22 protein-coding genes are annotated in these 22,041 nt (G+C 51.4%); 10 read left to right on the top strand and 12 right to left on the bottom strand.

Annotation, left to right across the window (positions count from 1 at the left end):
• The first annotated feature begins 181 nt into the window (after positions 1 to 181).
• Positions 182 to 385 (top strand): putative selenium delivery protein YdfZ, encoded by a 204-nt coding sequence (gene ydfZ / locus OGX90_RS11690; protein WP_003032393.1) that lies wholly within the window; start codon positions 182 to 184, stop codon positions 383 to 385.
• Between the two features lie 74 nt (positions 386 to 459).
• On the opposite strand, the gene OGX90_RS11685 is transcribed toward ydfZ, so the two are convergent.
• The 5 genes from OGX90_RS11685 to OGX90_RS11665 all read right to left on the bottom strand — a co-directional run bounded on the left by OGX90_RS11685 (position 460) and on the right by OGX90_RS11665 (position 6,206).
• Complete coding sequence (locus OGX90_RS11685; RefSeq protein ID WP_286573743.1) at positions 460 to 1,926, bottom strand: mannitol dehydrogenase family protein; 1,467 nt, start codon at positions 1,924 to 1,926, stop codon at positions 460 to 462.
• 165 nt (positions 1,927 to 2,091) lie between these two features.
• Positions 2,092 to 3,471, bottom strand: coding sequence for an MFS transporter (locus tag OGX90_RS11680; protein WP_048214215.1), 1,380 nt, complete (start codon positions 3,469 to 3,471; stop codon positions 2,092 to 2,094).
• Between the two features lie 53 nt (positions 3,472 to 3,524).
• Positions 3,525 to 4,544 (bottom strand): Zn-dependent oxidoreductase, encoded by a 1,020-nt coding sequence (locus tag OGX90_RS11675; RefSeq protein WP_003832908.1) that lies wholly within the window; start codon positions 4,542 to 4,544, stop codon positions 3,525 to 3,527.
• Between the two features lie 13 nt (positions 4,545 to 4,557).
• Positions 4,558 to 5,772 (bottom strand): starvation-sensing protein RspA, encoded by a 1,215-nt coding sequence (gene rspA / locus OGX90_RS11670; RefSeq protein WP_235123795.1) that lies wholly within the window; start codon positions 5,770 to 5,772, stop codon positions 4,558 to 4,560.
• A gap of 107 nt (positions 5,773 to 5,879) precedes the next feature.
• Entirely contained in the window at positions 5,880 to 6,206 is a 327-nt protein-coding gene (locus OGX90_RS11665; protein ID WP_008784733.1) for a YnfA family protein, read from the bottom strand.
• Positions 6,207 to 6,359: 153 nt separating this feature from the next.
• Between OGX90_RS11665 and OGX90_RS11660 the strand changes: the two genes are divergently transcribed.
• Both OGX90_RS11660 and speG read left to right on the top strand, forming a co-directional pair.
• Positions 6,360 to 6,701, top strand: coding sequence for a DUF1283 family protein (locus tag OGX90_RS11660; RefSeq protein WP_003032382.1), 342 nt, complete (start codon positions 6,360 to 6,362; stop codon positions 6,699 to 6,701).
• Between the two features lie 35 nt (positions 6,702 to 6,736).
• The gene (gene speG / locus OGX90_RS11655; protein ID WP_008784731.1) at positions 6,737 to 7,297 is read left to right on the top strand and encodes a spermidine N1-acetyltransferase; all 561 of its coding nucleotides are present in this window, start codon (positions 6,737 to 6,739) and stop codon (positions 7,295 to 7,297) included.
• A gap of 6 nt (positions 7,298 to 7,303) precedes the next feature.
• Here the strand turns inward: speG and OGX90_RS11650 are convergent, their stop codons facing one another.
• On the bottom strand, positions 7,304 to 8,014 hold the full coding sequence (locus OGX90_RS11650; protein ID WP_286623880.1) for a YnfC family lipoprotein: 711 nt from the start codon (positions 8,012 to 8,014) through the stop codon (positions 7,304 to 7,306).
• A 102-nt stretch (positions 8,015 to 8,116) separates the two neighbouring features.
• Here OGX90_RS11650 and OGX90_RS11645 point away from each other — a divergent pair, with 102 nt between their 5' ends.
• The 6 genes from OGX90_RS11645 (at position 8,117) to clcB (ending at position 14,562) form a co-directional block, all read left to right on the top strand.
• Complete coding sequence (locus tag OGX90_RS11645; protein ID WP_008784729.1) at positions 8,117 to 8,425, top strand: DUF1161 domain-containing protein; 309 nt, start codon at positions 8,117 to 8,119, stop codon at positions 8,423 to 8,425.
• Positions 8,426 to 8,573: 148 nt separating this feature from the next.
• Positions 8,574 to 11,012, top strand: coding sequence for a selenate/tellurate reductase subunit YnfE (gene ynfE, locus OGX90_RS11640; RefSeq protein ID WP_286623878.1), 2,439 nt, complete (start codon positions 8,574 to 8,576; stop codon positions 11,010 to 11,012).
• 10 nt (positions 11,013 to 11,022) lie between these two features.
• A complete protein-coding gene (gene dmsB, locus OGX90_RS11635; protein ID WP_286623876.1) occupies positions 11,023 to 11,640 on the top strand; it encodes a dimethylsulfoxide reductase iron-sulfur subunit DmsB in 618 nt (205 codons plus the stop codon).
• Between the two features lies 1 nt (position 11,641).
• Entirely contained in the window at positions 11,642 to 12,496 is an 855-nt protein-coding gene (locus OGX90_RS11630) for a dimethyl sulfoxide reductase anchor subunit family protein (RefSeq protein WP_167819920.1), read from the top strand.
• Between the two features lie 42 nt (positions 12,497 to 12,538).
• Positions 12,539 to 13,153: a Tat proofreading chaperone DmsD gene (gene dmsD / locus OGX90_RS11625; protein WP_286623874.1), complete on the top strand. Its 615-nt coding sequence runs from the start codon at positions 12,539 to 12,541 to the stop codon at positions 13,151 to 13,153.
• A gap of 119 nt (positions 13,154 to 13,272) precedes the next feature.
• Positions 13,273 to 14,562 carry a voltage-gated ClC-type chloride channel ClcB gene (clcB, locus tag OGX90_RS11620; protein WP_267454669.1) on the top strand — a complete coding sequence of 430 codons (1,290 nt, stop codon included), beginning with the start codon at positions 13,273 to 13,275 and terminating at the stop codon, positions 14,560 to 14,562.
• On the opposite strand, the gene bioD is transcribed toward clcB, so the two are convergent.
• The 3 genes from bioD to ynfL form a co-directional block, all read right to left on the bottom strand.
• Entirely contained in the window at positions 14,518 to 15,213 is a 696-nt protein-coding gene (gene bioD / locus OGX90_RS11615; protein ID WP_020996409.1) for a dethiobiotin synthase, read from the bottom strand. The genes clcB and bioD overlap by 45 nt on opposite strands.
• 125 nt (positions 15,214 to 15,338) lie before the next feature.
• Positions 15,339 to 16,559 (bottom strand): sugar metabolism global transcriptional regulator Mlc, encoded by a 1,221-nt coding sequence (gene mlc / locus OGX90_RS11610; RefSeq protein ID WP_003832888.1) that lies wholly within the window; start codon positions 16,557 to 16,559, stop codon positions 15,339 to 15,341.
• A gap of 128 nt (positions 16,560 to 16,687) precedes the next feature.
• Positions 16,688 to 17,587: a multidrug efflux transcriptional activator YnfL/SxtR(Kp) gene (gene ynfL, locus OGX90_RS11605; protein WP_032943386.1), complete on the bottom strand. Its 900-nt coding sequence runs from the start codon at positions 17,585 to 17,587 to the stop codon at positions 16,688 to 16,690.
• 107 nt (positions 17,588 to 17,694) lie between these two features.
• Between ynfL and ynfM the strand changes: the two genes are divergently transcribed.
• The gene (ynfM, locus tag OGX90_RS11600) at positions 17,695 to 18,948 is read left to right on the top strand and encodes a multidrug efflux MFS transporter YnfM/SxtP(Kp) (protein WP_032943384.1); all 1,254 of its coding nucleotides are present in this window, start codon (positions 17,695 to 17,697) and stop codon (positions 18,946 to 18,948) included.
• Between the two features lie 30 nt (positions 18,949 to 18,978).
• Here the strand turns inward: ynfM and OGX90_RS11595 are convergent, their stop codons facing one another.
• The 3 genes from OGX90_RS11595 to OGX90_RS11585 all read right to left on the bottom strand — a co-directional run bounded on the left by OGX90_RS11595 (position 18,979) and on the right by OGX90_RS11585 (position 22,021).
• Positions 18,979 to 19,668, bottom strand: a complete 690-nt coding sequence (locus OGX90_RS11595) for a CPBP family intramembrane glutamic endopeptidase (RefSeq protein ID WP_032943382.1) — start codon at positions 19,666 to 19,668, stop codon at positions 18,979 to 18,981.
• 143 nt (positions 19,669 to 19,811) lie between these two features.
• On the bottom strand, positions 19,812 to 21,302 hold the full coding sequence (locus tag OGX90_RS11590; protein ID WP_286623871.1) for a sensor histidine kinase: 1,491 nt from the start codon (positions 21,300 to 21,302) through the stop codon (positions 19,812 to 19,814).
• On the bottom strand, positions 21,299 to 22,021 hold the full coding sequence (locus OGX90_RS11585) for a winged helix-turn-helix domain-containing protein (RefSeq protein WP_008784719.1): 723 nt from the start codon (positions 22,019 to 22,021) through the stop codon (positions 21,299 to 21,301). The genes OGX90_RS11590 and OGX90_RS11585 overlap by 4 nt, the downstream gene beginning before the upstream one ends.
• Positions 22,022 to 22,041: the final 20 nt, after the last annotated feature.

Here is a 22,041-nt window from a genome sequence, read left to right as displayed (position 1 = left end):
ACCTCACACCGGGGTGAGTTTCTCCTGCGTTTTCCCCTCTCCCGCATAACTGCATAAAAAAAGCTGTGATTTTGATCGAAAACAAAAAAAATCATTAACGAGAAGCGTATTTATATTGCGCCCGTTACGTGGGACTAAAAGCCCACGGGCTTTGACGGTAAGTTGGAAAGGAGAAAACACCATGAAAACATACGATCGTAACCGTAACGCAATCACCACTGGCAGCCGCGTCATGATCAGCGACACCGGACTCACAGGCCGCATTACAGCAATAGATACCGATGGCCTGACCGCTGAGCAGATTCGCCGCGGGAAAACAGTGGAAATCGAAGGATGTGAAGGCAAATACGCCCCCCTCGAGCTGATTCGTTTAGGCATGAACTAATTGGTGTGAATGCCAGAAAACACAGCGCCATCTGGCCGTTGCAAGCCAGATGGCGACATAAAGCATAATCTTCGTTACTTCAGTTTTGCTGCATACTTCGCAACCGTCGCCTTCGCCCCTTCAGCCAGTAAAGTAAGATACGCTTGTGTGACCTGACGGTTGAACAGTTCAACCTGTGGCAGTTCACGGCCAAAAATAGCATCGATTGCCAGTAGCGCCTGAACGCGCTCTTCGCCTTCGTTGCTGCTACGCACCGCATTCTGGATCACCGGCAACAGTGGATCGCTAATTTCAATCGCCTGGCCCTGTTCATCCACACCACCTACGTAACGCATCCAACCAGCGACACCCAGTGCCAGCAGCGCAAAGTCACTACCGTGCACAATGTGCCAACGAATGGAATCAAGCATACGCTGCGGCAGTTTTTGGCTACCGTCCATGGCGATCTGCCAGGTACGATGACGCAGCGCCGGATTGCTGTAGCGTTCAATTAACAGATCGGCGTAGCGCTGTAGGTCAACACCTTTTACTTTCAGCGTAGGTGCTTGTTCCTGCAACATCAGCGCACGTGCAGCAAGACGATAGTTTTCATCGCCCATGCAATCGTTAATATGTTGATATCCCGCCAGATACCCAAGATAAGCAAGGAAAGAGTGGCTGCCGTTGAGCATACGCAGTTTCATCTCTTCAAACGGAATGACATCGGCTACCAGTTCCGCCCCGGCCTTTTCCCATTCAGGACGGCCGGCAACAAAGTTATCTTCAATTACCCACTGGCGGAACGGTTCGCATGCCACGCCTGCCGGGTCGCGTACACCGGTGATATGTTCAATTTTGTCCAGCGTCTCCTGCGTAACTGCAGGGACAATGCGGTCAACCATTGTTGATGGGAATGTCACATGTTGTTCGATCCACGCGGCCAGTTCCATATCTACCGCTCGGGCATATGCAATGACAACATTGCGCATCACATGACCGTTTTCTGGCATGTTATCGCAGGACATCACGGTAAAGGCGGCTAAACCCGCAGCTTTGCGACGCGCCAGGGCTTCAACCACCACGCCCGGCGCAGTTTTAGGCTGTTTAGGGTTTTGCAGATCGGCTGCAATCATCGGGTTGTCTAACATCAGTTGGCCGGTCGCCGGAGAATGGCAGTATCCTTTCTCGGTGATGGTCAGGGAAACGATCGCGACCTGCGGTTCACACATCGCTGCCAGTACGCTTTCCAGACCATCAACCTGCGCATGCAATGCATTTTTCACCACGCCCACGACTCTCGCAGTCCAGGCATCAGCAGACATCTCTGCAACGGTATACAGATTATCTTGCTGTTTCAGATCGAAAATCTGCTGCTCGCCGCCAATCAGGTTCACTTCGCAGTAGCCCCAGTCACTGCCGTGATCGGCGGCCAGAATGTCAGCGTAAACACCTTGATGTGCGCGATGAAACGCGCCAAATCCCAGATGAACAATACGCGTAACCAGTTTTGTACGATCGTAGTCAGGAAGTGCAGCCTTAGCCGCTAAGAGCTTGTTTTGCATGGTATGGCCTACTTATAAATGAAATCAGGACTGTTCCAGAGTAACGCCTGTATGGTTGTATGTTTTGATTTGCATTAAGCTTTTTATGATTGGTATGACATCATGTAAAGCTGTGTAATAGCATGGGCGGCGTACGAGTACATCCGCCCATGCTACTGTCTGGTATCAGCTTGTCTGAGTCACCGAGCAACGAACCTTCTCGGCTTTATTCACCTCGGCAGCATCCTCAAGTACGCTCAGGTCGCGATCTTTCACTTCTGGCATCAGCAACGCGGAAATCAGACCAATCAGTGAGTAAGCGATGACCATCACCAGAATTGGCCACCAGGAATTAGTCATGTTGCAGAAAATACCCGCCAGAACCGGACCAAAACCAACAGCAACCAACCCGCCTGCTTCTTTTGAAATCGCCATTCGCGTAAACCGGTTACGCGCACCGAACATTTCCGCCATAGTAATATTTTCGAGAGCAAATAACCCCAATACGGCAAAATTATGAATAACAATCAATGCCGTCATAATGACACCCGGGCTATACGTTTTATCCACTACAATTGACAGCATCGGGTAAGCCAAAATAATTGCCGAGATATTCAGGATAATATAAGGCAAACGACGACCAAACTTATCAGACAACCAGCCAAGCAACGGTATTGTAATAAAGCCCAACACCGAACTGATCATTAAGGCATCAGTGGGTATAGATTTATCAAATAACAGCGTCTGCACTAAATAACCGGCAAGGAAGGTTTGGATTAATCCTGAATTACCCGCCTGTCCAAAACGTAGGCCGGTTGCCAGCCAGAAAGATTTACTGGTAAACATCGCCCCCAGCGTATTTTCTGACGAATTATTTAATGCCGGAGCGTTTTCTTCATCATTCACTTTCTCAAATACCGGGCTTTCTTTGAGATTCATACGCAACCAGATGGCAAAGATCATCACCACGACACTCGCCAGGAACGGAATGCGCCAACCCCAGGCTAATAACTCCTCACGGTCGAGCGCAAAGAACATCACCGCCCAGATGGCCGTTGCGCTAAGGGTTCCACAGTTGGTCCCCATGGCAACAAGTGAGGAAATAATGCCACGTTTACCTTTTGGTGCGTACTCGGCAAGCATCGTGCCTGCGCCCGAAATTTCAGCCCCCGCACCAAGCCCTTGCACGATACGCAGCGTCACCAGCAGCACAGGCGCAAAGATACCAATTTGTGCATATGTTGGCAGCACGCCAATTAAGGTCGTACAAATTCCCATCATCGTAATGGTAATAAACAGTACTTTTTTACGGCCGATGCTGTCTCCCATTTTGCCAAATATAAATGCTCCAACGATACGAGCAATATATCCTGCACCGTATGTACCCATCGCTAAAATAAGCGCCATGGCGGCAGACTGTTCCGGGAAAAATATTTCATGGAATACCAGTGCGGCACCCAAAGAATATAACTGAAAATCCATAAATTCGAGCGCAGTACCCAACCATCCGGATACGGCAGCTCTAACCAGATCTTTCGTGGATCTTTCGTGTTTTTCTTGATTCATATTGGCTATCTCTAAGAGGTAAGATGCGTACCACTTACTCGCAGTTATTTATATTATTCACTGAATGTAAGTAAGACTTTGCAGCAGTGCTGCTGATCTTTCTCAAACAATTCAATTGCGTCTGTAACGTGGTGATAGTCAAAAGTGTGAGTAATAAGTTGATTAGGATCGATAAGTCCGTTGACCAACCAATCAATCACAATCGGGAATTTGTTCGCATTTAATCTTGAGGAATAAATGGACAGTTCTTTCCCGGTAATGCCTTGTTGAATAATCTGACAAGGATCGCTGGAGAAGCCCATCAGAACAATTCGCGCGGCCGGCGATGCCAGCGTGATTGCCTCCTGTAAAATGGATGGATGGCAAGCTGCATCCACGATAATGGTCGGTTTTAGTCCGTTTTCCGCAAGGAACTCTTGCAACGAGTGCTGACTATTATTGATTGCCCAGTCTGCACCGCACTGCTTCGCCATGGCCAGGCGCTCATCGATTCTGTCAGCAATCACTACGGTTTTGACCTTATAGACACGCTTAAGCGCCTGTACAGTGGTCAGTCCCATAGGCCCTGCGCCATAAATAAGCGCAATATCGTTTTCTGTTGGTTTAATTTGCCCGGTCACGTTTGCGGCGATGGTGAAAGGTTCCACCATAACGGCATGCTCATCAGGCACTGTATCGGGGATCGTCCAGGCATTTTTCGCTGGCACCACAGCGTACTCACTGAAACCACCATCGCGATGCACGCCCAGCACCACCAGCGATGTACAAACGTTAGGTTTACCAATTGAACAGGGATAACAATGTCCGCAGCTGATGACCGGATCAACGGACACCCGCTCACCTATTCGCGAATGGTCAACGCCGTCACCTACCGCCTCGATCACGCCATAAAACTCGTGGCCAATAACGCGCGGGTATTGTGCAAATGGATTATGACCGCGATAAATATGACTGTCGGAACCACAAATCCCCGCCAGTTTCACTTTTACCCTCACCTCACCTGCTAAGGGTTCTGGCACCGGTCGTTCGGCGATAATCAGCGTATTCGGTTTTTCAATTACGATACTTTTCATAGCAAATCACTCCTTACCAGTTCCACAGCGTGCCATCTTCCAGGCGAGCAACGGGCAGATATGCAGGGTCATACGGATATTTCGCTGCCAGTTTTTCGTCAAACTCGATCCCAAGACCAGGTTTGTCTCCTGGGTGCATATAGCCGTTATCAAAGGTCCAGTTATGTGGGAACACTTCCAGCATTTGCTCGGAATAGCCCATATATTCCTGTACGCCGAAGTTCGGCACCCACAGATCAAAATGCAGCGCTGCGGCCATGCACACAGGCGACAGATCGGAAGGTCCATGTGAACCGGTACGAACCTGATACAGCGACGCGAAATCAGCAATCCGGCGCATACCGGTGATACCACCCGCATGGGTGATGGTGGTGCGGATATAGTCGATCAGTTGTTCTTCAATAAGCTGTTTACAGTCCCAGATGCTGTTGAACACTTCCCCTACCGCAATCGGCGTGACGGTATGCTGGCGGATCAGGCGGAAGCACTCCTGGTTTTCAGCTGGTGTTGGATCTTCCATCCAGAACAAACGGTACTGTTCAATGCTTTTGCCGAAACGGGCCGCTTCAATTGGCGTCAGACGGTGGTGCATATCGTGTAAAAGATGTTCGTTGAAACCAAACTTGTCGCGCACGGCGGCAAACAGTTTTGGCGTGAAATCCAGGTATTTCTCCGTTGACCACAACTGTTCTTCCGGCCATTGCCCTTTGGTGGCGGGTTCGTAGGCCAGTCCTTTGCCCTTAGACATACCGTAAGTGGTTTTCATACCCGGCACGCCGCACTGCACGCGAATCGCTTTAAAGCCCATCTCTTTATGACGCGCATAATCTTCGAGTACATCATCAACGGTATGGCCTGTGGTGTGGCAGTAGACCATAACCCCTTCACGAGACGCACCGCCGAGCAACTGGTACAACGGCATATTCGCCGCTTTCGCTTTGATATCCCAGAGAGCCATATCCACCGCAGAAATCGCCGACATGGTGACCGGACCACGACGCCAGTACGCACCTTTGTAGAAAAACTGCCAGATGTCCTCAATACGATGCGCATCGCGACCAATAAGCTGCGGACACACGTGATCTTTCAGATACGACGCCACAGACAACTCGCGTCCATTTAACGTGGCATCTCCCAGCCCGGTGATCCCATCTTCTGTCGTAATTTTCAACGTTACAAAATTACGCCCAGGACAGGTGACAAACACTTCAGCCCCAATAATCTTCATTTCTTATTCCCTACATCTGTTCTTGTGATGCAGGAAATTTACTCAACTGAGCTACTACCATACAAGTATAAAGATCAAAAAAACGCTGTTTGATCACAAAAAAGGCGCTATGCGCGCCCCCATCCAGCCACAATGATCAGCATGCCGCACAACGCCACCAGCGCGCCAGACCAGTCATATAAACTGAGTTTTACACCATCGACAATACGTAGCCATAGCAGCGCGGTCACCACGTAAACACCGCCATAGGCTGCGTATACACGCCCGCTGGCTGCCGGATGCAGTGTCAGCAACCAGACGAATAAAGCCAGTGACACCCCGGCGGGTATCAGCAACCAGGCTGTAGCTCCTCGCTTAAGCCAAAGCCAGGGTAAAAAGCAGCCAATAATTTCGCATAACGCGGTGATGAAAAAAAGAAATGTGGTCTTAAGCATTGATGTTATTCAGTTACCTTCGGTTTAACCATGATACGACAGAATCTCGTTAGCGTATCCATATCCACCGGGTGGGTATGCCCGCAAACTGGAATAGTGTAGAATTTAACCCTGTTTTATCGTTTTTACCCTTTCCCATAAAAGGAATTCACCATGAAAATTACACTGACCAAACGCCTGTGCCTGACGGCTATGCTGACGCTGGCTGCGGCTGTGTACACCTCTTCCGCATTTGCTGAAACCAGTAAACTGGTCATTGAATCCGGAGACAGTGCGCAAAGTCGTCAACAAGCCGCAATGGAAAAGGAACAATGGAACGATACGCGTCAGCTTCGCCAGAAAGTCAATAAACGTGCAGAGAAAGAGTGGGACAAAGCCGATACGGCCTTTGATAGCCGTGATAAGTGCGAGCAGAGCGCTAATATTAATGCGTACTGGGAACCTAACACCCTGCGCTGCCTCGACCGCCGTACTGGCCGCACCGTTGCCCCATAATCATTGCACTTTGAAGGATATTGAAAGGATACGATATGACTAGCGCCCTCAGTGTTAAGTTGCGCCCGCTGGAGCGTGAAGATTTACGATTCGTCCATCAGCTTGATAATAATGCCAGCGTAATGCGCTACTGGTTCGAAGAGCCTTACGAAGCGTTTGTTGAGCTGTCAGACCTGTATGACAAACACATCCACGACCAAAGCGAACGCCGCTTCGTGGTGGAGTGCGACGGTGAAAAAGCCGGGCTGGTGGAATTGGTTGAAATTAACCATGTACACCGCCGGGCCGAGTTCCAGATTATTATTTCGCCGGAATATCAGGGGAAGGGTCTGGCCTCACGGGCAGCAAAGCTGGCAATGGACTATGGCTTTACCGTGCTCAACCTCTATAAGCTGTATCTGATCGTCGATAAAGAGAACGAAAAGGCTATCCACATCTACCGTAAACTCGGTTTTATGGTGGAAGGCGAGCTGATCCATGAGTTCTTTATCAACGGTCAATACCGCAACACGATTCGTATGTGTATCTTCCAGCAGCAGTATCTGGCAGAGCACAAAACGGCAGGCCCTAATCTGCTGCCGCCTACCGCTCAGTAAACACGACTAGTAGTAGTCGATCGTGTTTTCAATCGAGTAATGATGTTCAACTGCCGGCTTCACGCTCTCATCAACGATAACAAGCTGGCAGTTGATCGGATTTGCGTATTCATCGTATTTGCACGTTTGTTTGACATTGCCTAACGGATGATTGTTGAGCATGCTCACCGCGGTGTAATCTAACTTCTTCAATGGGTCAACCGACGGTTTAGCATCAACCTGCAAAGTGCTGTCCTTACTGACGGTTGTTTTGCCCAGCGGGTAGCCTTCGGCATCATATCGATACTGCACCTTCATCTCTTTCCCCGTGGCGGAAACGACAAAGCCGTTATCGTCGGTATCCCACACCACACCGGCAGCAGGCAGTTCCGCTAGCTGGCATTTACCTTGTAAGCGGATCTTTTTTTCCAGCGTTTCGGCATCCCGATAGTAGTTAGCATCCAGGACCAGCGCCATACCGGTATTGTTTTCGATATCGTGCAGTTCAAGTGTATCGAAACACCCTTCCTGTGACAGGGTACCAGCGACGCGCTTAGTGACCTCACCTTTGTCGTTGAGCAGCGTCTGACTGAAATCTTTCACCGGCCCGCGCAGCGGATCGAAATCAAATTCATTGGAAAAACTGGCCATTTCCGGCGTAAAGGAAACCAGCCTTTTGGCGTTATCACACCCAACCAGCACGACACACAGGAAACCTAACAGGGTCTGTTTCTTCACATTTTTCACCGGGATAAGAAGATAATTCTCAATCATATTAGCAAATACAGTTATTTACACCAGAAATGCTAATCTTAGTCTATGTCGATCATAAAGGAGCTGATGATGAAATACGTAACAGGAATTGCCGCGATCTTACTGGCAGTTGCATCCCCACAGGTTCTGGCGGCACCTGCGTCATGTGAACGCGTGAAAAGCGATATCGAGCAGCGCATCATCAATAATGGCGTCGCAGAGTCCAGCTTTACGCTGAACATTGTCCCCAACGATCAGGCCGATCAACCTGATTCACTGGTGGTAGGACATTGTGCAAACGATACGCACAAAATTCTCTACACCCGGACTAACAGTGGAAACGCCCCTGCCAACAGCTCACCTGCACAGGACGGGCACGTCGCCGAACCGCAATAAATCATACCCTCCGTACGCGGAGGGTTACTCCAGTTTGATATGCATTAAGATGCCATACTCATAAATGGGTAAACTCATTCTATTATTAGCATGCTATTAATTTCGCTGTAGAGATTAATATATAGCGATAACTATAATGGAGTGAGTTATGTCTGATACTGAGCAATATGGAGGCATTAGCCGCAGGATGTTAGTGAAATCCTCGGCTATAGGTTCGTTGGCGCTTGCCGCTGGCGGGTTATCGTTACCTTTTGGGATGCGCACCGCAGCTGCTGCGGTACAACAGGCGATACAACCGGCTGAAGAGAAAGTGGTTTGGGGCGCTTGTTCCGTGAACTGCGGCAGTCGTTGTGCCCTGCAACTCCACGTCAAAGATGACGAGGTCGTATGGGTGGAGTCTGATACGACCGGAGACGATATTTATGGTCAGCACCAGGTGCGTGCCTGTTTACGTGGACGCTCAATCCGTCGACGGATCAATCATCCGGATCGTCTCAATTATCCTATGAAGCGCGTGGGCAAACGCGGTGAGGGTAAATTCGAACGCATAACCTGGCAGGAAGCGCTGGATACCATCAGCACCAGTTTAAAAAATACCGTACAAAAATACGGTAATGAGGCCGTGTATATCAACTACACCTCTGGCATTGTCGGCGGCAATATTACTCGCTCCTCCCCTTATGCCTCGCTGGTCGCTCGATTGATGAACTGCTATGGCGGATTTCTGAGCCATTACGGCACATACAGTACCGCACAAATCGCGGCGGCAATGCCTTACACCTACGGCTCAAATGACGGCAACAGTACCTCCGACATTGAAAACACGAAGCTGGTGGTGATGTTCGGCAATAACCCTGCCGAAACGCGCATGAGCGGCGGTGGCATAACATACTTCCTTGAGCAGGCCCGGGAGCGTTCTAATGCCCGCATGATCGTCATCGACCCGCGTTATACCGATACCGCTGCGGGTCGTGAAGATGAGTGGATCCCTATCCGTCCGGGAACCGATGCCGCACTGGTGGCGGGAATCGCCTGGGTCCTGATTAACGAAGATCTCGTCGACCAGGCGTTCCTTGACACATATTGCGTCGGTTATGACGAGAAAACCCTACCCGCTGACGCCCCCGCTAACGGACATTACAAGGCCTATATACTTGGCAATGGCGATGACGGTGTCGCTAAAACGCCCCAATGGGCCTCGCATGTCACAGGGATCCCGGCCGAGCGCATCATTAAACTGGCACGAGAAATCGGTAGTACAAAACCGGCGTATATTTGTCAGGGTTGGGGTCCACAACGTCAGGCTAACGGCGAACTGACTTCGCGCGCGATCGCGATGCTGCCAATCCTGACCGGCAACGTTGGCATCAACGGCGGCAATAGCGGTGCACGAGAATCAACCTACACCATCACGATTGAACGCATGCCGCTGCCGGATAATCCCATCAAGACCCAGATATCATGCTTTAGCTGGACCGACGCCATCGCCCGGGGTCCGGAAATGACCGCAACCCGCGATGGCGTGCGCGGGAAAGATAAGCTCGATGTACCGATTAAATTTATCTGGAACTACGCGGGTAACACCATTACTAATCAGCACTCAGATATCAATAAAACACATGAGATCCTTCAGGATGATACGAAATGCGAAATGATAGTGGTCATCGAAAATTTCATGACATCTTCGGCGAAATATGCCGATATTCTGCTGCCGGACCTAATGACCGTCGAACAGGAAGACATCATTCCTAACGACTATGCGGGCAACATGGGATACCTCATTTTTATTCAACCCGCGACGTCACCGAAGTTCGAGCGCAAACCGATCTACTGGATAATGAGCGAAGTCGCCAAACGCCTTGGCAATGATATCTATCAACGGTTTACGGAAGGCCGTACTCAGGAACAATGGCTCCAGTATCTGTATGCAAAAATGCTGGCCAAGGACCCCGCGCTCCCTTCTTATGACGAGCTGAAAAAAATGGGGATCTATAAACGCAAAGATCCTAACGGGCATTTTGTCGCTTATAAAAAATTCCGCGACAATCCGCAGGCCAATCCGCTCAAAACACCGTCTGGAAAGATTGAAATTTACTCCAGCCGGCTGGCGAAAATTGCCAACACATGGGAGTTGCAGAAGGATGAAGTAATTAGCCCACTTCCCGTCTACGCCTCCACGTTTGAAGGGTGGGACGATCCCAAACGCAGCGCATTTCCGCTGCAGTTGTTTGGCTTTCATTACAAATCCCGTACGCACTCCAGCTACGGCAATATCGATGTTCTGCAGGCGGCCTGTCGTCAGGAAGTGTGGATCAACCCCGTCGATGCCCAAAAGCGTGGTATTGCAAATGGCGATATGGTGCGGGTCTTTAACGACCGCGGGGAAGTACGTATTCCGGCCAAAGTGACGCCACGGATCCTGCCTGGCGTCAGCGCAATGGGCCAGGGTGCATGGCACGATGCTGATATGGCCGGCGACAAAATTGACCATGGCGCCTGCGTCAATACGCTGACAACACAGCGCCCTTCACCGCTGGCAAAAGGCAACCCACAGCACACTAATCTGGTCGAGATCGAGAAGGTTTAAGGACTAACCCATGACAACTCAGTATGGATTTTTTATTGATTCCAGTCGTTGCACCGGGTGCAAAACCTGCGAGCTGGCCTGCAAAGACTACAAAGACCTCACCCCTGACGTCAGTTTCCGGCGGATTTACGAATACGCAGGTGGTGACTGGCAGGAAGACAACGGTGTCTGGCACCAGAACGTTTTTGCCTACTATCTCTCCATCTCCTGTAACCACTGCGAGGATCCGGCCTGCACCAAGGTTTGTCCAAGTGGTGCGATGCATAAGCATGAGGATGGTTTTGTGGTGGTCGATGAAGACGTGTGCATTGGCTGTCGCTACTGTCATATGGCCTGCCCATACGGTGCGCCACAGTACAATGCTGCAAAAGGACATATGACCAAGTGTGATGGCTGCCATGATCGTGTTGCAGACGGCAAAAAGCCCATCTGCGTCGAGTCCTGTCCGCTGCGTGCGCTGGATTTTGGCCCCATCGACGAACTGCGCAAAAAACATGGTGAACTGGCTGCCGTCGCCCCGCTGCCGGGTGCGCACTTCACCAAACCAAATATTGTGATCAAACCAAACGCCAATTGCCGCCCGACCGGGGATACCACGGGTTTTCTGGCTAATCCAAAGGAGGTGTAAAATGGGAAATGGATGGCATGAATGGCCGCTGGTACTGTTCACGGTGCTGGGCCAGTGCGTAGCCGGGGCGCTGATCGTCAGTGGTTACGGCTGGCTGACCGCTAAAGACGAGCTGGTAAAACAACGTATCGTTCGCAGTATGTTTTTTCTCTGGCTGGTAATGGGCATCGCCTTTCTCGCCTCGGTTATGCATTTAGGTTCGCCGCTGCGCGCGTTTAACTCGCTGAACAGAATTGGCGCATCGGCGCTAAGTAACGAAATCGCCAGCGGTTCGCTGTTTTTCGCCGTCGGTGGCCTGTGGTGGCTGGTGGCGTTTCTCGGTAAAATGCCCGCAGCGTTAGGTAAAATCTGGATGCTATTGAGCATGCTGCTGGGCCTGGTATTTGTCTTTGCGATGACCAACGTCTACCAGATAGACACCGTCCCAACCTGGTATAACGGCTATACTACACTGGCGTTTTTCATGACGATGCTGCTCAGTGGACCGCTATTTGCCGCTCTGCTGCTGCGTGCTGTAGGTGTTTCTTTTAACGCCGCCAGATTCGCCGGTATCAGCGTATTGGCTCTGCTGGTTACGGTGGCCGTTATTGTGCTGCAGGGACTGTCACTCGGCGAGATCCACAGTTCGGTACAATCCGCCAGCGCGCTGGTTCCCGACTACGGCAGTTTACAGGTCTGGCGTGTGCTGCTGCTGGCCGCGGGTCTGGGTTGCTGGATATGTCCGTTGATCCGTCGCAAAGGACCGTCAGTTGGCGGGTTGGCGCTCGGGTTAATTCTGGTGCTTGTCGGTGAAATCATTGGCCGCGGTTTGTTTTACGGTTTACATATGACAGTCGGAATGGCTGTCGCAGGTTAACTTTCGGGTGCGGGGCAACCCGCACTGTTCAGGATTGTTTGCATGACCCATTTTTCACAACGTGACAACTTTTCTACCGCAGCGCGCGTGCTCGGCGCGCTATTTTACTATGCCCCAGACAGTGCGGAAGCTTCGGCACTGGTCAGTGCGTTAAGAACCGATGGCTGGCAGGCGCAGTGGCCGCTTGAAAAGACAACGCTTTCGCCGTTAGTCGCTCAGTTTCAGGCTGAGGCCGATGAGTCTCTCCCGCAGGCCTGGCAACGTCTGTTTGTTGGGCCTTATGCGCTCCCTTCTCCGCCATGGGGATCCGTCTGGCTGGATCGTGAAAACGTGTTGTTTGGCGACTCCACGCTGGCATTACGTCAGTGGATGCGGGACAACGGCATCCAGTTTGCCATGCAGCAAAATGAGCCAGAAGATCACTTTGGTTCGCTGCTGCTGCTGACGGCCTGGCTTGCCGAGAACGAACGCCACACCGAGTGCGAGCAACTTCTGGCCTGGCATCTGTTCCCATGGTCATCGCGCTTCCTTAATGTGTTTATCGAAAAAGCCGACCATCCGTTCTACCAGGAGCTGGGTGAGCTGGCGCGTCTGACGCTGGCACAGTGGCAATCACAGTTACTGATCCCGGTAGCCGATAAGCCTTTGTTCCGTTAGTTTCGTCACAGGCAGGAATTGTCCTGCCTGTGGTGCATCCTGTTGCGCACGCTGAGCTTTTGCTTCTGTTACCTAATAGCCGCAAAATAGAGCGTCTGAATTTTCCAGTCTGGCCACTCATGCATCATTTACATGCTTACCCTGACCTGCGTGCCATGTTCCGCCGCCTGCTGATCGCCGCGTTGATTGGCGTCCTTGCTGCGCTGGCCGTCGCAGGATTTCGTCATGCCATGCTACTTCTCGAATGGTTGTTTCTGAGCAACAACACAGGGAGTCTGGTCAACGCAGCGACAAACCTTTCGCCCTTAAGGCGTATGCTGACACCTGCACTCGGCGGTCTGGCGGCTGGATTACTACTGTGGGGCTGGCAAAAATTTAACCGTTTACGTCCGCAGGCTCCCACTGATTATATGGAAGCCCTGCAAACCGACGGACAATTTGACGTCAGTGCAAGCCTGGTGAAATCGCTGGCATCGTTACTGGTCGTTGCCAGCGGGAGCGCCATCGGACGTGAAGGTGCCATGATTTTACTGGCGGCCCTGGCAGCCTCCTGCTTTGCTCAACGCTTTACCCCGCGTACAGAATGGAAGTTATGGATTGCCTGCGGCGCCGCTGCAGGTATGGCTGGAGCCTATCATGCCCCGCTGGCGGGCAGTTTATTTATTGCCGAAGTATTGTTTGGCACGCTGATCCTCGCCTCACTGGGACCGGTAGTGGTATCCGCCGTAGTCGCATTACTCACCACCAATCTGCTTTGCGACAGCAATGCGCTGCTGTATACCGTGCACCTGTCGCGGGAATTACATGTTCTGGAATACGTTATGATTGTCAGCACCGGCCTGGCTGCTGGCATCTGCGGACCGCTCTTCATGTGGTTGATGACCGCCAGCCATAATGTATTTTTGCGCTTAAAACTCTCGCCACCGTGGCAACTGGCGCTTGGCGGGTTGATCGTTGGCCTGCTTTCATTGCTCACGCCTACGGTCTGGGGTAATGGCTACAGCGTGGTGCAGTCATATTTACTTTCACCACCGCTGCTGGCCGTGGTTAGCGGGATTTTTATCTGCAAATTACTGGCGGTGCTTGCCAGCAGTGGATCCGGTGCTCCGGGTGGCGTGTTTACGCCAACGCTGTTTGTCGGCTTGTCGGTGGGCATGTTGCTGGGTCAGGTATGGGGATTATGGCTTCCGGGCTCGGATGAAATTGCCATTTTGCTGGGATTAACGGGGATGGCCACGCTGCTGGCGGCTACCACGCATGCACCAATAATGTCGACGTTGATGGTTTGTGAAATGACCGGGGAGTATCGCCTGCTCCCCGGATTACTGATTGCCTGTGTCCTGGCGTCGGTACTGTCGCGTACGTTACGCCACGACTCTATCTACCGACAGCACGCTGCCGAGCATTGACAGGCGGATGTACTGAGACAGTTCACGCTGCTCTGCACGAGGCAGATAAGGCAGTTCACCGATCAGCGGTGCAGGTAATTTTTTACCCAGCACATCAATGATTTCCGCATAATGTGCCAGCCCCGGGTTAATGCGATTCGCAACCCAGCCAATCAGCGGCAGCCCGTCGCTGGCTATCGCCTGCGCGGTGAGGATCGCGTGATTAATACAGCCTTCCTGGATACCCACTACCATCAGCACCGGCAGTTGTTCCTGCACCACCCACTCCGATAACGGACGCAGATCGTTCATCAAGCTCCGCCAGCCTCCGGTGCCTTCCACGACAACGTGATCGACTTTTTCGCTGAGGCTTGCGAGACCGTTGGATAACAGGGTGTAATTGACCGGACCACTATGCGCCACGCTACTTTCATCTTCGCTCAACGCAATTGGGTTAATCGCCTCATAAGGCAGCTCGATAGATGACACACTTTGCAGTACCAGTGCATCTTTGTTGCGCAGACCTTCAGGCGTCTCTTTGCTGCCTTTGGCCACAGGTTTGTAACCTGCAACGCTTTTACCCCCTGACGCTAACGCTTGTAGTAATGCGCGGGAAACCACGGTCTTCCCAACAGAAGTGTCTGTACCTGTAATAAAGAAACGCTTCAGCATCACTAACTCCACCGTTATGCTTTGAAAATATAAGTCAGGAAAATAAAACAGTGGAGAAAGTCTAAGGTATGACGACCAGGATCAGCTTGAGATAGCGCAATTTTTCGTACAACAGTTAAAAAATGTTAACCCTGTAATAGACGAATCAACAAAGAACCGTTATACATCGCGTCCTTCACGAGTGCCGCACCCGCCATCGTCCCCTGATTGGTAAACTGCGTACTTTCAACGACAATATGCTGACTGTAAGCCGGAAGCGCCTGCTGACGAATGCTGTCCGCAATGGTAGGGAACAAGATATCTGCCGCTTTACTGAGCGGAGAGCCAATCAATATCTTTTGCGGGTTGAACAAATTCACCATGATGGCAAGAATTCGACCGACGTGGGTCCCAACGCCGCTAATGATATCTTTCGCCAATAAATCACCCTGCATGGCCGCCAGACACAGCGCGTCTACCGTTAACGGTTGTCCATGTAGAGAAGAACTCATTGACTGCTTCAGGCGCACCTGCGCCAATTCGAGCACGCTGTCGACGCTGGCGATTGTTTCCAGACAACCATGGTTGCCGCAGTAGCAGCGTTTACCGTAGGGATCGACCTGCGTATGGCCAATCTCCACCAGGCTACTGCTGCCTGCATGCAGCAAATGGCCGTCAGTGATCACCCCTGCACCCACGTTATGATCGATCACCACCTGAATGACGTCGCGCGCACCGCGCGATGCGCCAAAAAGCGCCTCGGCCATCGTCCAGGCGCTGATATCGTGCTGAATATACACCGGCACGCCGGTATGGTTCTCAAGCGCTTCGCCCAACGGCATCTCTTTGACATCTTCGTAAAATGGCATGCGATGAACGATACCGTTTTCAGTATCGATAATACCGGGTAAGGTGATGGCGATGGAGGTTAAGCGCTCCAGCTTTTGCTGGTGGCGGATGAAAAACTGATCGACCTGGGTTATCACGCGATCCAGCAACGGTGTTTCGCTGACCAGCGCCATTTCAAGACAATCTTCAACCACCAGCTTGCTGCTCAGATCGCGTAGCGCCAGAAAAATCTCGCCACGACTGATACGAATGGATAAGTAGTGCCAGGCCTCCGTTTCGACAACCAGCCCAACGGCCGGACGACCACGGCTACCCGCTTCCTTAATTTCCAGCTCTTGCACCAGATGCGCTTCGAGCATTTCGCGGACAATTTTGGTAATGCTGGCAGGCGCCAATTGTGCCAGGCGGGAGAGATCAATACGCGATACCGGACCCAGCTGATCAATCAGGCGATAAACCGCACCCGCATTGGTCTGCTTAATTTGATCGATATGCCCAGGCTGACTATCAGCAACCACCACTTACTCCCTTTATTTTCGCGCTCCGAAATAATCTGCGGGCTATGGTGAAGCACTTCAATGGCTTCCGTCAACTTTTTACTTAGCCTTGTGATTTACTGCACATTTTCGCCCATTTTTAAACTAAATTAACCGCTCTGAACGGCCGCCAGAAGCTGCTCGCGAAAGCGTTGCGCGGCGTGACTTTGCTCATGATGCTTTGGCCACACTAACCACATTTCCGAGACAGCATCTTCTTCCGCTATCGGGATCCAACACATTTCATACAGCTGCACCCGTTTAAAAGAAGCAGGAAGTATAGAAACCCCTAATCCTGCGGCCACCAGACCGATGATAGTCATCGCCTCGCCAACCTCCTGCGCAATCGTCGGCTTCAGTCCATAGCGACGCATCAGGCCCAGAATATCGTCATACAACCCTGTCCCCACATGGGGGTCAAAAAAGACAAATGGCTCATTCGCCAGCTCGGCCAACGTGACCACGGGTTTTTGCGCCAACGGATGCGCGCGTGGGATCATCGCCATCAGTGGTTCATGCAGAATGATTTCACGCTCCAGCGTTTCCGGAAGCTGCGTATTACGCAGAAGTCCCAAATCCAGCGTTCCTTCATTGAGCGGGGCAATTTGCTCACGCGTGTTCATTTCACGGGTTTGCATATGCACTGCCGGGTAGCTTTGGCGAAACAGCGATAACGTATCTGAAACCGCTTTGATAAACGGCGCGGACGACGTAAAGCCGATACGCAATTCCCCTGCTTCTCCCAGATGCAAACGCTCAGCCCTGGCGGCGGCTTCATTAACTAGCCCGAGGATCTGCCGACTGTCCGCCAGAAACTGCTTTCCGGCAGAGGTCAGCGCCACGCTACGGTTAGTTCGGGCAAGTAACCGGGCGCCAACCTGCTGTTCAAGGATCTGGATCTGCTGACTTAGCGGCGGTTGCGAAATGTTTAACCGCGCCGCCGCCCGACCAAAATGCAACTCTTCGGCAACGGCCACAAAGTAACGTAAATGACGCAGTTCGATATTCATATTTTAAAAGTATTATTTGAGATTATTAATATATTAGACAGAATATTGTGATTTTCATACTCTTAAGGCTGGTCCTGTAGACGTAATTGAATGAGCAAGGATTTCAAGTGAGCCGTACAACAACTGTCGATACCGCGCCAACAAGCGATGTTGATGAACAGATAGTTACCCCGCCGGATGGATTTATCAAACGCGGAACATCCCCATTTATGCGCGTCACGCTGGCGCTGTTTTCCGCCGGACTGGCGACTTTTGCCCTCCTCTATTGCGTACAACCCATACTGCCAGTGCTCTCGCACGAGTTTGGGGTCTCTCCCGCAAGCAGCAGTATCTCGCTTTCCATCTCGACGGCGATGCTGGCGATAGGGTTACTGTTTACCGGCCCACTTTCAGATGCTATTGGCCGCAAGCCGGTGATGGTTACCGCGCTACTGCTCGCCTCTTGTTGTACGCTGCTTTCAACGATGATGACCAGCTGGCACGGTATTTTAATCATGCGTGCTCTGATAGGACTTTCACTGAGCGGCGTCGCAGCGGTAGGGATGACCTATCTGAGTGAAGAAATTCATCCCAGTTTCGTCGCCTTCTCAATGGGCCTGTATATCAGCGGTAACTCAATTGGCGGAATGAGTGGTCGCTTGATCAGCGGCGTGTTTACCGACTTTTTTAACTGGCGTATCGCGCTGGCGGCGATCGGCTGTTTTGCCCTTGCCTCTGCGCTGATGTTCTGGAAAATCTTACCGGAATCCCGTCATTTCAGACCCACATCGCTGCGCCCGAAAACGTTGTTTATCAACTTCCGTTTGCACTGGCGCGACAAAGGTTTGCCGCTGCTGTTTGCGGAAGGTTTTTTGTTGATGGGGTCGTTTGTCACGCTGTTTAATTACATCGGCTACCGCCTGATGCTCTCCCCGTGGGAGCTCAGCCAGGCGGTTGTAGGTTTGTTATCTGTGGCGTATCTGACCGGGACATGGAGTTCGCCAAAGGCGGGTTCTATGACCGCTCGTTATGGCCGTGGCCCGGTAATGCTCTTTTCAACAGGCGTGATGCTGGTTGGACTTTTGATGACCCTGTTCACATCGCTATGGCTGATCTTCGCCGGGATGCTGCTCTTTTCAGCCGGTTTTTTTGCCGCGCACTCCGTAGCAAGCAGCTGGATTGGACCACGGGCAAAACGCGCTAAAGGCCAGGCTTCTTCCCTGTATCTGTTCAGCTATTATCTGGGTTCCAGCATTGCCGGTACGCTGGGCGGTGTGTTCTGGCACAGCTACGGCTGGAACGGCGTGGGTGGATTTATCGCCCTGATGCTGGTGCTGGCGTTGCTGGTCGGTGCACGTTTGCACCATCGTCTGCACGTATAATCCCCGATGCCCGGATTCCGGGCATCACCTTTATGAATCAGGCAGTAACGTCTGGGCTCCCATTTGCAGAGCAATAACCGTCCCGTTCATCACTATATGCAGCATAATTGGCATCAACAGACCGTTGCTTTTCAGTCTGGCCAGGATCAACACCTGCGACACAAGAAACAACATCAGCAACGTGCGTAGATCCACATACTGCGTATGCATGATGGCAAAAATGACCGATACCACCACTGACGACAGCCAGGTTTTATTATTGAACCAGTACTGGAACGCGTTGAATAAACAGCCTCTGAAAACAATTTCTTCATAAACTGGCGCGATAAATATCAGGGTCAACGTAGATAACCACAACGCATAACTACTTAAGGATATTTGGCTGGTCACCCACGCTTCAGTTTGTCTAAGCCCCAAAATCAATGGCAGGATAAGCTGAATAAACAGCAGCGCCGCGAACAAAATGGCAAACCACCTGGCGTTGAAAATGCCTTTGCCCAGCCCCTCTCTTTTTCTAAAGAAGAAATAATACAGCGGAACCAGCACAACAAATTCCAGCGCAAACAGCAGCGGAAAAAGTAACCCTTTGGCAAGCAGGTCCTGACTCGCGGGGAAAAACAACGGGGTAAACGTGAGGCCAAACATCAGTAAAAACATTGAAAAGCAGCCAGCAACTGCTTTGGTCCTGGCGATATACAGGTTGTCGGCATCCTGTGACATACAATCTCCTTGCGCTCATCGAAGATAAGCTGATGAATTATCGATATATGATAAAAATTCTCATTATCACTGACAACCTACCAACTTTTACGCAATGCCCATGTGGACAATGCCAAAACCCTATTTACTCTGAAACATCACCGTCAACTACTCAGGGGAGAATCCGCCAGCGGCAACGAAAAACGGAAGCAGGCCCCTGCCGTTGAGCTAACCAGGCTGATATCCCCTCCATGCAGTTCGAGCATTCTACGCACGATCAGTAAGCCCAGGCCGCCGCGCTCGGCCCGCTGCTCACGGGGAATTAACGCGGTCGGGCGCTGAAACAATACTTCTCGCACAGCGTCTTCTACCCCTGGCCCACTGTCCTGCACTTCGGCGAATAAACGGTCTTCATCACGCCAGACTTTTAGCCACACTTCGCCTCCGTCAGGCGTATGACGGATAGCGTTATCCAGCAAATTCGTCACGACTCTTTCTATCATCGATAAATCGGCATTCACCAGCGGTAACGGCCCCGTTACGTCAAGGTGCAACTGCAAATGACGCGTGGCAACAGGGAGATCAAATTTCTGTGCCACATCCTGGATCAATTCACCAATAGCAAAACGTTCACGCTGCGGTTTTATACCGCCATGCTCCAGCCTTGCCAGCTCAAACAGCTGTTGTGACAGATGGCGAACTTTATGCCCCTGGCGCAGCGCGATGCTAAGATAATGCCGGTTTTCCTCCGGCGTCATCGTATCGGCTTTCAGCGACAGCATTTCCAGATATCCCAACAGTGAAGTCAACGGCGTGCGTAAATCGTGCGAAATATTGGCAATAAACTCTCTGCGCTGACGATCGCTGTCTGCTAATAAATCCCACTGCTGGGCAATTTTCTGCGCTAACTCGATAAACGCATTGTTCAGCAGCGCTATTTCATTCTCCGGTACCGGTTCGGGATTTTTTTGTGCCAATTGTTTGATGACGGTAATGCTGTCCTTCTCCAGTTTTACCACCTGTCCGGTTAGCCTTTTTACTGGATTCGTCACCCATCGCCACACCAGAAAACCTGCAATTCCACCGGCGAATAAAACCAGTATTAACGTCCAGGCCACGGTATTCCAGAGCGTTTTTTGCCAGGCGGTATTCGCCAGCATATTCAGATCTTCGCCCTGCAGAATAATGTACAAATAGCCATGTAACTCACCGTTATATAAAACTGGCGCGGCGCTGAATACCTTTTGCTGGCTGCTACGCGGATCGTTGCCATAGACGGGCAACGCATCTGAGTTAAGGAAATCCTGTATCGGCTGTACGCTAATTTTCTGCCGCTGGATATGCCCCGGCGGTGCGGCATCAGCAAGTATGTCACCTGACGGTGAAATCAGATACAGCTCCACGCTGGGGTTAAGCGTCATCAGGTGATTAAACAATCCTTTTAAGGTCTGGCGATTAATCTGCCCGCTGGTATCAATAAGCGACTCACTTTTGACAATCTTGCTCGCCAGCTCCAGCGAGAGCCTTTGCACCATGGCGTCGCCATACTGTTTACTGCTGCGGATCTGGACAACACTGACGGTAACCGCACAAATCAGCATAATGGCGGTAAAGACGAGGGTCAGACGCTGGCTCAGCGACAGGCGATAAATCATGGCTGATGCTCCGCGTTAACCGCAGCAAGCTTATAGCCTCGTCCCCAAACCGTGAGAATAATTTCCGGCTCCGCAGCATCCTTTTCAATTTTGGTCCGCAGGCGATTAATATGACTGTTCACCGTATGCTCATACCCTTCATGCTGGTAGCCCCACACCTGATCTAACAGCGCCTGACGCGAAAAGACCTCGCCTGGATGACGGGCGAAAAAATAGAGCAGATCGAATTCGCGCGGCGTTAAATCGAGGGATTTACCATGCAGCCGGACTTCCCGGGCTAATGGGTCAATCTCTACGCCATGAACGGTGATAATCCCCGCCTCCATACGTAGGTTCTGACTCATCGCTTCCTGACGACGAAACAATGCCTTTACCCGGGCCATCAACTCCAGCACCGAGAAAGGTTTGGCCAGATAATCATCGGCACCCATTTCCAGCCCCAATACACGGTGCGTTTCGCTGGTGCGGGCGCTGATGATAATGACGGGCAAATAAAAACTCATTTGGCGAATGCGACGACAAATCTCCAGCCCGTCGACACCCGGCAGCATCAGATCGAGGATAACGGCATCCCAGACGTGTTTCTCCAGTTGTTCAAGCGCACGAGCTCCGTCTGCCTCATGAACAATCTCGTAACCCTCATCCTTTAGGCTAAGCTGCAAAAGTGAGGCAATATCGCTGTCATCTTCAACCAAAAATATCTTTTTCGCGCCTGCCATCAGTGTCATCCCCCTCTCGT

The organism is Citrobacter sp. Cpo012, from assembly GCF_030333015.1.
Lineage (GTDB): Bacteria > Pseudomonadota > Gammaproteobacteria > Enterobacterales > Enterobacteriaceae > Citrobacter > Citrobacter portucalensis.
This window is presented reverse-complemented; position numbering and strand designations above follow the sequence as displayed.

Bases quoted from the DNA above. Each gene is read 5' to 3' on its own strand.
- ydfZ (WP_003032393.1), top strand. From the start codon at position 182: ATGAAAACATACGATCGTAACCGTAACGCAATCACCACTGGCAGCCGC.
- OGX90_RS11685 (WP_286573743.1), bottom strand. From the start codon at position 1,926: ATGCAAAACAAGCTCTTAGCGGCTAAGGCTGCACTTCCTGACTACGAT.
- OGX90_RS11680 (WP_048214215.1), bottom strand. From the start codon at position 3,471: ATGAATCAAGAAAAACACGAAAGATCCACGAAAGATCTGGTTAGAGCT.
- OGX90_RS11675 (WP_003832908.1), bottom strand. From the start codon at position 4,544: ATGAAAAGTATCGTAATTGAAAAACCGAATACGCTGATTATCGCCGAA.
- rspA (WP_235123795.1), bottom strand. From the start codon at position 5,772: ATGAAGATTATTGGGGCTGAAGTGTTTGTCACCTGTCCTGGGCGTAAT.
- OGX90_RS11665 (WP_008784733.1), bottom strand. From the start codon at position 6,206: ATGCTTAAGACCACATTTCTTTTTTTCATCACCGCGTTATGCGAAATT.
- OGX90_RS11660 (WP_003032382.1), top strand. From the start codon at position 6,360: ATGAAAATTACACTGACCAAACGCCTGTGCCTGACGGCTATGCTGACG.
- speG (WP_008784731.1), top strand. From the start codon at position 6,737: ATGACTAGCGCCCTCAGTGTTAAGTTGCGCCCGCTGGAGCGTGAAGAT.
- OGX90_RS11645 (WP_008784729.1), top strand. From the start codon at position 8,117: ATGATGAAATACGTAACAGGAATTGCCGCGATCTTACTGGCAGTTGCA.
- ynfE (WP_286623878.1), top strand. From the start codon at position 8,574: ATGTCTGATACTGAGCAATATGGAGGCATTAGCCGCAGGATGTTAGTG.
- dmsB (WP_286623876.1), top strand. From the start codon at position 11,023: ATGACAACTCAGTATGGATTTTTTATTGATTCCAGTCGTTGCACCGGG.
- OGX90_RS11630 (WP_167819920.1), top strand. From the start codon at position 11,642: ATGGGAAATGGATGGCATGAATGGCCGCTGGTACTGTTCACGGTGCTG.
- dmsD (WP_286623874.1), top strand. From the start codon at position 12,539: ATGACCCATTTTTCACAACGTGACAACTTTTCTACCGCAGCGCGCGTG.
- clcB (WP_267454669.1), top strand. From the start codon at position 13,273: ATGCATCATTTACATGCTTACCCTGACCTGCGTGCCATGTTCCGCCGC.
- bioD (WP_020996409.1), bottom strand. From the start codon at position 15,213: ATGCTGAAGCGTTTCTTTATTACAGGTACAGACACTTCTGTTGGGAAG.
- ynfL (WP_032943386.1), bottom strand. From the start codon at position 17,587: ATGAATATCGAACTGCGTCATTTACGTTACTTTGTGGCCGTTGCCGAA.
- OGX90_RS11595 (WP_032943382.1), bottom strand. From the start codon at position 19,668: ATGTCACAGGATGCCGACAACCTGTATATCGCCAGGACCAAAGCAGTT.
- OGX90_RS11590 (WP_286623871.1), bottom strand. From the start codon at position 21,302: ATGATTTATCGCCTGTCGCTGAGCCAGCGTCTGACCCTCGTCTTTACC.
- OGX90_RS11585 (WP_008784719.1), bottom strand. From the start codon at position 22,021: ATGGCAGGCGCGAAAAAGATATTTTTGGTTGAAGATGACAGCGATATT.